Consider the following 13,700-nt stretch of genomic DNA (forward strand, 5'->3'; position numbering starts at 1 on the left):
CCAACCGGACGTAACCGGACGACCTTATCCACCCGACCCGGTCCCGCACATCCACTTGCACCACGGATGTACCGAACCACGCTCCAGCACCGGCCCCGGGCAGTCCTCCGGCAGGGGGGCGGCCGTCGATCACGGCCTCAAGCGTGAACTGGACGTAGCGCAGATACCCGCGCACGTCGCGGTCCTGTACCGGGCGCGCACGCGATCGTCCCCGATGGAGAGCAGATCGGTCTGCATGCCCCGCCTGACCGAACCGAGAGCCGCCGCGCAGCGTTCACGGGCCACCGGGCTGAACCGGGGCTCCTCCAGCGCGAGATCCGGCAGCGACGGCAGCCACGCGTACAGATCCGCGAGCCGCTCCAACAGCCGCTGCGCCGCCTCGGCCGAACGCTGCCGCGCCCACCGCCGACGAGCCGAGACCCCAGCGGCAGCCGTCTGCCAGCGCGCCACATGCACGGTGATGGCTCCGCCGGTCACCGTTCCCACCAGCGCGCCGACCGCTTGGCCCGCCAGATCCGCCAGGCTGCCCATGGTTCAAGCCTGGGCAGCCGGCCCGTAACGCAAACCCCCGCCGAAGAACCGCAGGGCGGTCTTCGGCGGGGGTGGGGGGACGGAGCGGGTCAGTGCGTGTGACCGCTTGACGCCGGGGTCGGGCCCGCGTTCTTCACGGCCAGGGGCAGGAGTTTCTTGCCCGTGGGGCCGATCTGGATGTGGGTGTCCATCTGGGGGCAGACGCCGCAGTCGAAGCAGGGGGTCCAGCGGCAGTCCTCGACCTCGGTCTCGTCGAGGGCGTCCTGCCAGTCCTCCCAGAGCCAGTCCTTGTCGAGACCGGAGTCGAGGTGGTCCCAGGGGAGGACCTCCTCGTAGGTGCGCTCGCGGGTGGTGTACCAGTCGACGTCGATGCCGAAGGGGGCGAGCGCCTTGTCGGCGCAGGCCATCCAGCGGTCGTAGGAGAAGTGCTCGCGCCAGCCGTCGAAGCGGCCGCCGTCCTCGTAGACCGCGCGGATCACGGCGCCGGTGCGGCGGTCGCCGCGGGAGAGCAGGCCCTCGACGATGCCGGGCTTGCCGTCGTGGTAGCGGAAGCCGATGGAGCGGCCGTACTTCTTGTCGCCCCGGATCTTGTCGCGCAGCTTCTGCAGGCGGGCGTCGGTCTCCTCGGCGGAGAGCTGCGGCGCCCACTGGAAGGGGGTGTGGGGCTTGGGGACGAAGCCGCCGATCGAGACCGTGCAGCGGATGTCGCCCGAGCCGGAGACCTCGCGACCCTTCTGGATCACGTGGGTCGCCATGTCGGCGATCTGGAGGACGTCCTCGTCGGTCTCGGTGGGCAGACCGCACATGAAGTACAGCTTCACCTGACGCCAGCCGTTGCCGTAGGCGGTGGCGACCGTGCGGATCAGGTCCTCCTCCGAGACCATCTTGTTGATGACCTTGCGCATGCGCTCGGAGCCGCCCTCGGGGGCGAAGGTGAGACCGGAACGGCGGCCGTTGCGGGTCAGCTCGTTGGCCAGGTCGACGTTGAACGCGTCGACACGCGTCGAGGGCAGCGAGAGACCGATCTTGTCGTCCTCGTAGCGGTCCGCGAGCCCCTTGGCGATCTCACCGATCTCGGAGTGGTCCGCCGAGGAGAGGGAGAGGAGACCCACCTCCTCGAAGCCGGTCGCGTTCAGACCCTTCTCGACCATGTCACCGATACCGGTGATCGACCGCTCCCGCACCGGGCGCGTGATCATGCCCGCCTGGCAGAAACGGCAGCCGCGCGTGCAGCCGCGGAAGATCTCGACCGACATGCGTTCGTGGACCGTCTCCGCCAGCGGCACCAGCGGCTGCTTCGGGTACGGCCACTCGTCCAGGTCCATGACCGTGTGCTTCGACACGCGCCACGGCACGCCCGAGCGGTTGGGGACGACGCGGGCGATACGGCCGTCGGGCAGGTACTCCACGTCGTAGAAGGCCGGGATGTACACCGCGCCCGTCTTCGCCAGGCGCAGCAGCACCTCCTCGCGGCCACCGGGGCGGCCCTCCGCCTTCCACGTGCGGATGATCTCCGTCATGTCCAGCACGGCCTGCTCGCCGTCACCGATGATCGCCGCGTCGATGAAGTCCGCGATCGGCTCGGGGTTGAACGCCGCGTGGCCGCCCGCGAGGACGATCGGGTCGTCGAGCGTACGGTCCTTGGACTCCAGCGGGATGCCCGCGAGGTCCAGCGCCGTGAGCATGTTGGTGTAGCCCAGCTCGGTGGAGAAGGACAGCCCGAACACGTCGAACGCCTTCACCGGGCGGTGGCTGTCCACCGTGAACTGGGGCACCTTGTGCTCGCGCATCAGCTCCTCGAGGTCCGGCCACACGCTGTACGTGCGCTCGGCGAGGACGCCCTCCCGCTCGTTCAGCACCTCGTAGAGGATCATGACGCCCTGGTTGGGCAGACCGACCTCGTACGCGTCCGGGTACATGAGGGCCCAGCGGACATCGCTGGTCTCCCACGGCTTCACGGTGGAGTTGAGCTCCCCGCCGACGTACTGGATCGGCTTCTGCACATGCGGGAGCAAAGCTTCGAGCTGCGGGAAGACCGACTCGACGGACATCGCGGCATTACCTTCGTGAGCTGACTGGGGGCGCCCCCGGCCAGAAGACTGGGGGTGGGGGTGACCATCCAGCGTAACCCGGTCGGCGCAGTCCTCCGTACCGTTCAGAGCGGGAAGCGGGACACGATCTTCCGCCACCGCCCCGGCAGCTCGTCCTCCACCCGCTCCGCCCGCCGCTCCTCGCGCCCGTACAGCACCCCGTAGGGAAACGCGCTCTCCCCCGCCCCGTGCGCCACCGCCGCCAGCTCGCGCAGGGTGTGGCGGGCCATGACGGCGTCCTGGTGTTCGCCGAGAAGGGTGGTGAGGGACTTCATGGACTTGACGAGGGCGCGGGCGGGGGCGCCGAGGGCGTCCGTGGCAGCCTCCGCGCCGTAGCGGGCGCGCTTGGCCTTCTTGCGCGCCTCGTGCAGCGTACGGTCGCGCTCCTCGCCGGGCGGCAGCTCCAGGGCGGTTTCCACCAACCGGGAGACCTTGGCGACGTCCTTGCGCAGAGCCTTGGCCAGGGTCTTCCCCGGCTTGCGCGCGGCGCGCTTCAGCAGGGGCGGGTCCGCGAGGAGGGCGTCCAGGGAGTCGAGCAGGGCGAGGTAGCGCGCGGAGTCGAGTACGCCGATCAGATGGGACCGGGTGCTGTGGTGGCGGGCGGTGGTCCAGTGGGTCAGGCGCTCGCGCAGGGGTGCGGTGACCAGGTCGTCGGGGAGTGCGGCGAGGTCGGCGCTCAGGCGCTCCGCCAGGACCTCCTGGTCGCGGTCGAGCCCCAGTTGCCCCGCGAGCCACTTCAGCTCGGCGGCGAGCGGGGCGGTGGCGGCGGGGTCGAGCACGGTGCGGAAGCCGCGCAGGGCGGAGCGGGCCCGGCGGGTCGCGACCCGCATCCGGTGCACGGCGTCGGGCAGGTCGCGGCGGACGGCGGGATCGCGGGTGAGGATCGCCTCGCGCTGTTCGCGCAGATAGGCGAGGACGTGGTCGCCTGCCGTCACGGGGGCGGCGGGCGCCTTGCCCCGGCTCCCCCGGCCACCGGTCTCCTCCAGGGCGCGGGCGAGCTTGGACGGCGACTTCGAGGGTGTGAGCCCGGACGCGCGCAGCCGCTTCTCGATCCGGTCCAGGAGGGCGGGGTCGCCGCCGTCGGCCAGCTCGACCTCGGTCTCGGTCCAGTGGGCGGTGCCGCCCGCCCGGTTGAGCCGCTCGGCGGTCACGGTGTCGGTGCTCGCCTCGGCCAGCAGCGTGTCCTCGGCATCCAGCAGGTCGAGGACGTGGCGGGCGCTGCGGAGCCGGATCACGGGGACCAGCTCGGCGCCCCGGACCCGGGAGCGGACCAGCGCGGCGATCTCCTCGGGCACGGTGTCCGACAGCGGCGCCCGGATCTCGTCCCGGACCCCGGGGGCGACGGGGAACTTCACATGCCATCCGGCGTCCCCGCCTCCGGTGCGGCGGCGCAGGGTGAGGGAGGCGGCGGCGAGCCGTTCGTCGGGGGTGTCGTAGTAGGTGGCGTCCAGCTCGGCCACGCCCCGGTCGACGACCCGGGCCACCCCGGCGGCGCCGGTCACCTCGGGGAAGCTTCCGTCCCCGCCCTCGTACTTCCGCTCCACCTCACGCTTCACGTCCGCCATGCACCGAATCTAGAACGCCCCCACGATCACAACCACCCCCCGGACACGGCGAAGGGGCGGGAGAACGACCTCCCGCCCCTTCGCTGCGATCTGCCTGACCGCCGGAGGCTTACGCCGACATCGGTCGCTGCACCCGGATCGACTGGAGCAGTCCCACCGCGATCCAGACCGCGAACATCGACGAGCCTCCATAGGAGACGAACGGCAGGGGCAGACCGGTGACCGGCATGATGCCGAGGGTCATGCCGATGTTCTCGAAGGACTGGAAGGCGAACCAGGCGACGATCCCGGCGGCCACGATCGTGCCGTACAGCTCGGTGGAGTCCAGGGCGATACGGCAGGCACGCCACAGGATGACGCCGAGGAGGAGGATTATCAGTCCGGCGCCCAGGAAGCCCAGCTCTTCGCCCGCGACCGTGAAGACGAAGTCGGTCTGCTGCTCGGGCACGAACTGGCCGGTGGTCTGCGAGCCGTGGAAGAGACCCGCGCCGGTCAGTCCGCCGGAGCCGATGGCGATGCGCGCCTGGTTGGTGTTGTAGCCGACGCCCGCCGGGTCCAGCTCGGGGTTGGCGAAGGCGGCGAAGCGGTTGATCTGGTACTCGTCCAGGATGTGCAACTGCCAGATGGCGACGCAGCCGAGGACCCCGGTGAGCAGCAGGCCGAAGATCCAGCGGTTGGAGGCGCCGGAGGCGAGCAGCACGCCCAGGATGATGGCCACCATGGCGAGGACCGTGCCGAGGTCGGGCATGAGCAGCACGATCATGATCGGCACGGCGGCCAGACCGAGCGCCTGCAGGACGGTGCGGTGGTCGGGGTACGGCTTGTCGCCCGCGTCGACCCGGGCAGCGAGCAGCATGGCCATGCCGAGGATGATCGTGATCTTCACGAACTCGGCGGGCTGGAGCGAGAAACCGCCGCCGAAGACGATCCAGTTGCGGCTGCCGTTGATGGTGGCGCCGAGCGGGGTGAGGACCAGGAGCACCCCGAGCAGGGAGACGCCGTAGAGGACCGGCACGGCGTTGCGCAGGGCGCGGTGGCCCAGCCAGACCGTGCCGATCATCAGGGCGAGCCCGATGCCGAGGTTCATCAGGTGCCGGAGCAGGAAGTAGTACGGGTCTCCCTGATTGATCTCCGTGCGGTTGCGGGTCGCGGAGAAGACCAGCAGCGAGCCGATCAGGGAGAGCGCCAGGGCCGCGAACAGTATCGGCCAGTCGAGCCGCCGGGTGACCGAGTCGCGGGCGAGGAGCCTCGTCCAGCCGGCCCGCTCGGGGCCGTATCCGGAGACGGAGAAGCTGTTGGTGCCGGTCATGTGCGCGTCCTCCGGCTTCCCCTCCGGCGGGGCCGCCTGCGGGTGTTGCTGTTGGTGTTGTCCGTGGGCGCGGTGCCCGCGGGCTGGGAGTCGTCGCCGTTGCCGGCGTTGTTCTTCTGGGCTGCCTCGACGTCCTTGGCGGGGTCACCGGCGATCTTGGGGGCGGCGACGGTGCCGTCGGAGCGGACCTTCGGGAGGGTCTTCTGCGGCTCGGGCAGCAGTGCCTTCTTGTTGTCGATCGAGCCGTCGCCCTGGACGCCGTAGAGCGCGCTGTAGATGTTGCGCACGGCTTCACCGGAGGCTCCGGAACCCGTACCGGCCTGGGCGATCGTCATGATCACCGTGTAGTCCTTGGAGTACGTGGCCAGCCAGGAGGTGGTCTGCTTGCCGTAGACCTCGGCGGTACCGGTCTTGGCGTGCAGCGGGATCTTGTTCTGCGGCCAGCCGTTGAACTTCCATGCCGCCGTACCGCGGGTGATGACGCCCGCGAAGGCGTCGTCCATGCCCTTGAGGGTGGCCTGGCTGACGGGCAGTTTGCCGGTCTTCTTCGGCTTGATCGGCGTGATCGTCTTGCCGTCGGGGCTGATGACCGCCTTGCCGATGGTCGGCTGGTACAGGGTGCCGCCGTTGGCGACGGCGGCGTAGATCCGCGCCTCCTGGATCGGCGTGACGAGGGTGTCGCCCTGACCGATGGAGTAGTTGATCGAGTCGCCCTCGCGCATCTTGTTGCCTTCGAGGCAGTTCTCGTACGCGATCTTCTCGACGTAGGAGCCGTCCTTCTTGCCGGACTTGCACCAGGCGTCCTTGTTGGCCTTCCAGTAGTCGAGCTTCCACTGGCGGTCGGGAACGCGCCCGGTGACCTCGTTGGGGAGGTCGACGCCGGTCTCCTTGCCGAGACCGAACTGGTGGGCGGCCTTGTAGAAGTAGTCCTTGGGCTGGCCCTTCTTGGGGTTGATGCCGCCGTCCCGCTTCCACTCCCGGTCCGCGAGACCGTAGAAGACGGTGTCGCAGGAGACCTCCAGGGCGCGGCCGAGGGAGATCGGGCCGAAGTTCTCGCCCTCGAAGTTCTTGAAGACCTGGCTGCCGACAGAGTACGAACTCGTGCACGGGTAGCGGCCGTCGAAGGCGTAGCCCGCCTCGACCGCGGCGGCGGTGGAGACCACCTTGAAGGTCGAGCCCGGTGCGGCCTGGCCCTGGATGGCCCGGTTGAGCAGCGGGTAGTCGGAGTTCTTGCCGGTGAGTGCCTTGTAGTCCTTGGCGGAGATGCCGCCCACCCAGACGTTGGGGTCGTAGGTGGGGGCGGATGCCATGGCGACGATGCGGCCGGTCTTGGCCTCCATGACGACCACGGCGCCGGAGTCCGCCTTGTAGTTGGTGCCGGTGATCTTGTCGAACTGCTGGCGGGCGACCTTCATGGCCTTGTCCAGTTCGTACTCCGCGACGCGCTGGACGCGGGAGTCGATGCTGGTGACCAGGTTGGAACCGGCTTCCGCCGGGTCGGCCTTGGCCTTGCCGATGACCCGGCCGAGGTTGTCCACCTCGTAGCGGGTGACGCCTGCCTTGCCGCGCAGTTGCTTGTCGTACTGCCGCTCCAGGCCGGAGCGGCCCACCATGTCGGAGCGCAGATACGGCGAGTCGGTGTCCTTGGCCTTCTGGATCTCGTCGTCGGTGACGGGCGAGAGGTAGCCGAGGACCTGGGAGGTGTTGGACTTGCCGGGGCCGCCGTAGCGCCGCACGGCCTCGGGCTCGGCGGTGATGCCGGGGAAGTCCTCGGCGCGCTCGCGGATCTGGAGCGCCTGCTTGGGCGTGGCCTCGTCGGTGATCGGGATCGGCTGGTAGGGCGAGCCGTTCCAGCAGGGCTGGGGGGTCTTCGCGTCGCAGAGTCGGACCTTCTGCTGGACGTCCTCGGTCTTCAGTCCGAGGACGGCGGCGAGCTTGGCGAGGACCGCCTTGCCGTCGTCCTTCTGCTTGAGGAGGTCGGTGCGGGAGGCGGAGACGACCAGGCGGGTCTCGTTGTCCGCGAGGGGGACGCCTCGCGCGTCGAGGATGTCACCGCGCACGGCGGGGTCGACGACCTGCTGGACGTGGTTGCCGGACGCCTCGCGCTGGTACTCGGCGCCCTCGCGGATCTGCAGGTACCACAGGCGTCCGCCGAGGGTGCCGAGGAGGGAGAGGACGAGGATCTGGATGACGACGAGTCGGATCTGGACCCGTGGGGTCCGCCCGGTCTCGGGAATGTTGGTCAATGCCTCCCCCTCTCAGTGCGCGGACGCGGATGCGTGGACGCGTACGTGAACGTGTGTGCGTACGAATGATGAACGCGGAACCTGTGCGAGCCCGTTCCCCCGGGGCTTCCTCTTTCGGGTGAATTCGCCCGCTGTCACAGCCGCTTGACCCCCTTGATGCGACCGACCCGGGCGGAGCGGGTGCGGGCCTTGGCCTTGAGGGTGCCGAGGCCGCCGCGCCCGCCGCCGACGCGCAGACCGGTGCCGGAGGAGAGCCAGCCCGAGGAGATGTTCCCGGCCTTGACCGACGGGCCGTTCTCGGTGAGCGGGTCGTTGTCGGTGCGGCGGGCCAGCCACATGACGCCGGGTACGACGAACGGCGCGAGCAGCAGGTCGTAGAGCGCGGCGGAGAACAGCAGCCCGGTCAGGCCGACATGGCGGGCGGCGGTGTCCCCGACGAGGGCGCCGACGCCCGCGTAGAGCAGCGTGGAGCCGACGGCGGCGGCGACCACGACGGCCATCGGTCCGGTCGCGGACTTCAGCCGTCCGTTCTCCGGTCTGACGAGCCCGGCGCAGTAGCCGATGACACAGAGCACGAGCGCGTAGCGCCCGGCGGCGTGGTCGGCGGGCGGGGCGAGGTCGGCGAGGAGTCCCGCGCCGAAGCCGACGAGGGCGCCGCCGACATGGCCGTAGACCATGGCGAGACCCACGACGGTGAGCAGCAGCAGGTCGGGCACGGCGCCGGGCAGGTGCAGCCGGGCGAGGACGCTCACCTGGATCACCAGGGCGACGACGACCAGTGCGGCGGCGAGCAGGATGCGGTTGAGGCGCATGGTGGTTCGGCTCCTACTGCTGCTGCTCGTCGGTGGATTCGGGCGCGTCCGCCGAGGGGGTGACCGTCACGGTCACGGTCGGCGTCGGGACCGGCTTGGGCTTGCTGGGCAGGACCTCGTCGCGGGGGTCCTTCTTGGGTCCGGTGACGACGACGCCGACGATGTCGAGCTTGCTGAAGCCGACGTACGGCGTGACGTACAGGGTGCGGGTCAGTCCGCCGCCGGAGGGGTCGACGCGGGAGACCACGCCGACCGGAACGCCGGGCACGAACGGCTTGTCTGCCTGGGAGCCGAAGGTGACCAGACGGTCGCCCTTCTTCACCTCGGCCTTGCCGTTGAGGAGTTCGACGCGCAGCGGGCGGTCGCCCTGTCCGGAGGCGAAGCCGAGTTCGTCGCTGCCCTCCATGCGGGTGCCGACGGTGAAGTCGGGGTCGTTGGCGAGCAGCACGGTGGCGGTGTCGGGGCCGACGGTGGTGACGCGGCCGACCAGTCCGTCGCCGTTGAGCACCGTCATGTCCCGCTTGACGCCGTCGTTGGCGCCCGCGTCGATGGTGATGGTCCAGGAGAAGCCCTGGGCCGCTCCTATGGCGATGACCTGGGCGCCCTTGATGCCGTACTGGCCCTCGCCGGCGATCTTCAGCATCCGGTCGAGCTGGTTCAGGCGGCTGCGGTTGCGGTCGTCGCTGCCGAGCTTGGCCTTGAGGGCGGCGTTCTCCTTCTCCAGCGTGGCCAGACGGTCGTGGCGGGTGCCGGAGTCACGGACGGCGGAGACCGCCTCGCCGACCGGGTCGACCGCGGAGGACAGTCCGTTCTCGATCGGGCCGAACGCCGCGGCCGCTGCGTGCCGGGCGCCGTCGACCGGCGAGTTCCGGCCCCCGCGGATGTCCACCGTGATCAGTGCGAACGCGATGGCGATCAGCAGGACCAGGAGCAGCCGGCTCTCTTTCGTGTCCCTCACGTGCGGCGGCCGTGCCTTCCTCAATAGGAATTCGAGGACTGCCGGAAAAACGCCAACACGAAAGGAAGCGCCAATCCGAGCGGTCCGTTTGCGGGAGCTTATGCCTCTATATCAACGATCCGCCGCACGAGCGAAGAACGTCTCGTACGGCGGAATCGAAGTGTTACGTCATCTGCGCGGCTGCGCGTCCAGAACCTGCTGCAGTGCCTCGAACTCCTCGACGCACTTGCCGGAACCGAGCGCGACGCTGTCGAGCGGGTCCTCGGCGATGTGGATCGGCATTCCGGTCTCGCGGCGCAGCCGCTCGTCGAGACCGCGCAGCAGGGCGCCGCCGCCGGTCAGCACGATGCCCCGGTCCATGATGTCGCCGGACAGCTCCGGCGGGCACTTGTCCAGGGTCGTCTTGACGGCGTCGACGATCGCGTTGACCGGCTCCTCGATCGCCTTGCGCACCTCCGCGGCGGAGATGACGACGGTCTTGGGCAGGCCGGACACCAGGTCCCGGCCGCGGACTTCGGTGTGCTCGTCGGTGTCGAGGTCGTACGCCGAACCGATCGTGATCTTGATCTGCTCGGCCGTGCGCTCACCCAGCAGAAGGCTGTACTCCTTCTTGATGTACTGGATGATCGCGTTGTCCAGTTCGTCGCCCGCGACGCGGATGGACTGCGCGGTGACGATGCCGCCGAGCGAGATGACCGCGACCTCCGTGGTGCCGCCGCCGATGTCCACCACCATGTTGCCCGTGGCCTCGTGGACCGGCAGGCCGGAGCCGATGGCGGCCGCCATGGGCTCCTCGATGATGTGCACCTGGCGCGCGCCGGCCTGCGAGGACGCCTCGATGACGGCGCGGCGCTCGACGCCCGTGATGCCCGAGGGCACGCACACGACGACGCGCGGGCGGGCGAGATACCGCCGCTTGTGGATCTTCAGGATGAAGTAGCGGAGCATCCGCTCGGTGATCTCGAAGTCGGCGATGACGCCGTCCTTCAGCGGGCGCACGGCGACGATGTTGCCCGGCGTCCGGCCGATCATCTTCTTGGCTTCGGCACCGACCGCGAGGATGCCACCGGTGTTGGTGTTGATGGCGACGACGGACGGCTCGTTGAGTACGATCCCGCGACCCCTGACGTACACCAGCGTGTTGGCGGTCCCGAGGTCGACAGCCATGTCACGGCCGATGAACGACATTGAGTTCCCCATCAGGATTCGTCTGGCCTACCCACGAGCTTTTGAGGGCTTTTCAGGTAGGCGAGGTGGGTGCGGTGACGTGAAGGGTTCCATCGTAGACGCGCCTTCACGGACATCGCGCGAGGGTCTTCGCCATTGTCAGCAGATGACGCGGCGCCCCGCTTGTGGAGACGGCCCATCGGGGGCACACGTTCCCCCGATCGCCAACGCATATGCCGAGGGACGGCCGAAATCGTACGGCCGTCCCAGGTCCGGGCGTCCTGCCGACCTGACGGTCACTCAGAAAAATTCTCGGAAACTCCGCACGGCGTGGCCCGGACGGGCCGCCGGGCACCGGTCAGACACGGCCCGGGAAGAAGATCTTCACCTCGCGTTCGGCCGACTCCTCGGAGTCGGACGCGTGGATCAGGTTCTCGCGGACGATGACGCCGTAGTCGCCGCGGATGGAGCCCGGGGCAGCGGCGATCGGGTCCGTCGGACCGGCGAGCTGCCGCACACCCTCGATGACCCGCTCGCCCTCGACGATCAGCGCGACGACGGGACCGGAGGACATGAACTCGACCAGCGGCTCGTAGAACGGCTTGCCCTTGTGCTCGCCGTAGTGCAGCTCCAGCGTGTCCTGGTCCAGCGTGCGCAGTTCCAGCGCCGTGATCCGCCAGTCGGCCTTGCGCTCGATACGGCTGATGATCTCGCCGGTCAGGCCACGACGGACGGCGTCGGGCTTGAGCAGGACGAGGGTGCGCTGGGTCACGGAAGGCTCCTTACGACTGACGTGCGGTGGCACGAGATTACAGGGCGTGTCGTGGCACTCGTCACGCAGCGTCAGGTGTGGAGGTGGGCTCGGCCGCCGCCGCGAAGCGGGCCTTGGCTTCGTCCACCTTCCGGCCGTAGTGCACCGACGCCCACCACAGGGCGGCGAAGACCGCGCCCATGATGTACATCATCGGCACGAAGACGCCCGAGACGATCAGCGCGAGCTGGAGGGCCCAGCCGAGGGCGACGCCGCCGGGACGGGTCACCATGCCGCACAGCAGCACGGACAGGGCCATGGCGATCCCGCACACCAGCCACACGGTGGACATGGCGAGCGAGGGGTCCTTCATGGCCACCAGGCCCGCGAACCCGATGATGAAGAACTCACCGATCAGCGTCGATGAACAGAGCGTACGCACGACGGAACCTCTCAGCCCTTCCCGAGCAGCAGGCGCGCCTCGCCCACCGTGATGACCGAACCGGTGACGAGCACACCGCCGCCCGCGAACTCGCCCTCCTCCTCGGCCAGCGTGATCGCCGCCTCCAGAGCCTCCGGCAACCGCGGCTCGACCTGCACGCGGTCCTCGCCGAACACCTCGACGGCGACGGCGGCCAGCTCGTCCGCGTCCATGGCGCGGTGGCTGGAGTTCTGCGTGATCACGACCTCCGCGAACAGCGGCTCGAACGCCTCCAGGACTCCGCGCACGTTCTTGTCCGCGCTCGCGCCGACCACGCCGATCAGCCGGCTGAAGTCGAACGCCTCGCGCACCGCCTCCGCCGCCGCCTCGGCACCGGCCGGGTTGTGCGCCGCGTCGAGGACGACGGTCGGGGAGCGGCGGACGACCTCCAGGCGGCCCGGGCTGGAGACGGACGCGAACGCCTTGCGCACGGTGTCGATGTCCAGCGGCTGCGCGCGCTCCGCGCCGACCCCGAAGAACGCCTCCACGGCGGCGAGGGCGACGGCGGCGTTGTGCGCCTGGTGGGCGCCGTGCAGCGGGAGGTAGACCTCCGGGTACTCCCCGCCCAGCCCGCGCAGCGTGACGAGCTGTCCGCCGACGGCGACCTGGCGGTCCACCACGCCGAACTCCAGACCCTCGCGGGCCACGGTGGCGTTCTCCTCGACGGCCTTCTTCAGCAGCACCTGCGCCGCGTCCACCGGCTGCTGCGCCATGATCACGGTCGCGTCCGGCTTGATGATCCCGGACTTCTCCACGGCGATCTGCTCGGGGGTCTCCCCCAGCCGGTCGGTGTGGTCCAGTCCGATGGGGGTGATCACGGCGACGTCGCCGTCGATCACGTTCGTCGCGTCCCAGCTTCCGCCCATGCCGACCTCGACCACGGCGACGTCCACCGGCGCGTCCGCGAACGCGGCGTACGCCATGCCGGTCAGCACCTCGAAGAAGGACAGCCGGAACTCCTGCGAGGCGTCCACCATCTCGATGTACGGCTTGATGTCCTGGTACGTCTCGATGAACCGCTCGGCGCTGATCGGGGCGCCGTCCAGGCTGATCCGCTCGGTCACGGACTGCACGTGGGGGCTGGTGTAGCGGCCGGTGCGCAGCTCGAAGGCGCCGAGCAGGGCCTCGATCATGCGGGCGGTGGAGGTCTTGCCGTTGGTGCCGGTGATGTGGATGGACGGGTACGTGCGCTGGGGCTCGCCGAGGACGTCCATCAGCGCGGCGATGCGGGTGACGGAGGGTTCCAGCTTGGTCTCGCCCCAGCGGCTCGCCAGCTCCGTCTCCACCTCGCGCAGGGCGCGGTCGAGTGCGGGGTCCTCGGGGCGGGCCGGCACGTCCGCCTGCGGCGGGCCGCCCTGGGTGCGCAGGGTGCGGCTGCCCGCCTCGATCACGGCGAGGTCGGGGTCGCGGTCGGTCTCCTCGGCGATGATCTCGTCGAAGGACTCGAGGGGGTCGGGGGTGTCGTTACCGGGCTGCTCGTCGCTCACGGGGCCAGTTTACGGAGCGGTGGGGTGGTTGCGCGTGGTGGTCCGGGTGCGGGTGCGTTGTGCCTGATCGCGCAGTTCCCCGCGCCCCTGAAACCCCGTCGCCGTGAGCGGTTCCGCCGGTGGTGGCGTGCGGGTGCGTCGTGGCTTGTCGCGCAGTTCCCCGCGCCCCTTAAAAGCAAAACCAACCGCCCTCCCCCGCCGCCGCTGCGGGCAGTCGTGCCGCTGGGGCGATGGGGGTCCCCCCTGCTCGAGCGAAGCCGAGAGCTTGGGGGAGGGTGGGCGCAGCGGCGACCCGCACGCGCG

Annotated in this window: 11 protein-coding genes; all 11 read right to left on the reverse strand. The window is 69.9% G+C overall.

Features of this window, described 5'->3' with window-relative positions; genetic code table 11:
• Positions 1-129: 129 nt before the first annotated feature.
• The 11 genes from IF655_RS23835 to IF655_RS23885 all read right to left on the reverse strand — a co-directional run bounded on the left by IF655_RS23835 (position 130) and on the right by IF655_RS23885 (position 13,397).
• Entirely contained in the window at positions 130-531 is a 402-nt protein-coding gene (locus tag IF655_RS23835; protein ID WP_199587149.1) for a hypothetical protein, read from the reverse strand.
• A gap of 89 nt (positions 532-620) precedes the next feature.
• Complete coding sequence (locus IF655_RS23840; protein WP_199587150.1) at positions 621-2,582, reverse strand: TIGR03960 family B12-binding radical SAM protein; 1,962 nt, start codon at positions 2,580-2,582, stop codon at positions 621-623.
• Between the two features lie 104 nt (positions 2,583-2,686).
• Entirely contained in the window at positions 2,687-4,186 is a 1,500-nt protein-coding gene (locus IF655_RS23845) for a CYTH and CHAD domain-containing protein (protein WP_199587151.1), read from the reverse strand.
• 109 nt (positions 4,187-4,295) lie between these two features.
• Positions 4,296-5,495 (reverse strand): rod shape-determining protein RodA, encoded by a 1,200-nt coding sequence (gene rodA, locus IF655_RS23850; RefSeq protein ID WP_199587152.1) that lies wholly within the window; start codon positions 5,493-5,495, stop codon positions 4,296-4,298.
• Positions 5,492-7,741, reverse strand: a complete 2,250-nt coding sequence (gene mrdA, locus IF655_RS23855) for a penicillin-binding protein 2 (protein ID WP_199587153.1) — start codon at positions 7,739-7,741, stop codon at positions 5,492-5,494. Before mrdA ends, rodA begins: the two co-directional genes overlap by 4 nt.
• A 134-nt stretch (positions 7,742-7,875) precedes the next feature.
• Entirely contained in the window at positions 7,876-8,553 is a 678-nt protein-coding gene (mreD, locus tag IF655_RS23860) for a rod shape-determining protein MreD (protein WP_199587154.1), read from the reverse strand.
• Between the two features lie 13 nt (positions 8,554-8,566).
• Entirely contained in the window at positions 8,567-9,511 is a 945-nt protein-coding gene (mreC, locus tag IF655_RS23865; protein ID WP_199587155.1) for a rod shape-determining protein MreC, read from the reverse strand.
• Between the two features lie 168 nt (positions 9,512-9,679).
• A complete protein-coding gene (locus IF655_RS23870) occupies positions 9,680-10,699 on the reverse strand; it encodes a rod shape-determining protein (RefSeq protein ID WP_014672705.1) in 1,020 nt (339 codons plus the stop codon).
• 337 nt (positions 10,700-11,036) lie between these two features.
• Positions 11,037-11,450, reverse strand: a complete 414-nt coding sequence (gene ndk / locus IF655_RS23875) for a nucleoside-diphosphate kinase (RefSeq protein WP_018545119.1) — start codon at positions 11,448-11,450, stop codon at positions 11,037-11,039.
• Between the two features lie 61 nt (positions 11,451-11,511).
• Positions 11,512-11,871: a DUF4233 domain-containing protein gene (locus IF655_RS23880; protein WP_199587156.1), complete on the reverse strand. Its 360-nt coding sequence runs from the start codon at positions 11,869-11,871 to the stop codon at positions 11,512-11,514.
• An 11-nt stretch (positions 11,872-11,882) separates the two neighbouring features.
• A complete protein-coding gene (locus IF655_RS23885; protein ID WP_199587157.1) occupies positions 11,883-13,397 on the reverse strand; it encodes a folylpolyglutamate synthase/dihydrofolate synthase family protein in 1,515 nt (504 codons plus the stop codon).
• Between the last annotated feature and the right edge of the window lie 303 nt (positions 13,398-13,700).

The organism is Streptomyces sp. DSM 110735 (assembly GCF_016482685.1).
Classification (GTDB): Bacteria; Actinomycetota; Actinomycetes; order Streptomycetales; family Streptomycetaceae; genus Streptomyces.

Bases quoted from the DNA above. Each gene is read 5' to 3' on its own strand.
- rodA (WP_199587152.1), bottom strand. From the start codon at position 5,495: ATGACCGGCACCAACAGCTTCTCCGTCTCCGGATACGGCCCCGAGCGG.
- IF655_RS23840 (WP_199587150.1), bottom strand. From the start codon at position 2,582: ATGTCCGTCGAGTCGGTCTTCCCGCAGCTCGAAGCTTTGCTCCCGCAT.
- mreD (WP_199587154.1), bottom strand. From the start codon at position 8,553: ATGCGCCTCAACCGCATCCTGCTCGCCGCCGCACTGGTCGTCGTCGCC.
- IF655_RS23870 (WP_014672705.1), bottom strand. From the start codon at position 10,699: ATGTCGTTCATCGGCCGTGACATGGCTGTCGACCTCGGGACCGCCAAC.
- IF655_RS23835 (WP_199587149.1), bottom strand. From the start codon at position 531: ATGGGCAGCCTGGCGGATCTGGCGGGCCAAGCGGTCGGCGCGCTGGTG.
- IF655_RS23845 (WP_199587151.1), bottom strand. From the start codon at position 4,186: ATGGCGGACGTGAAGCGTGAGGTGGAGCGGAAGTACGAGGGCGGGGAC.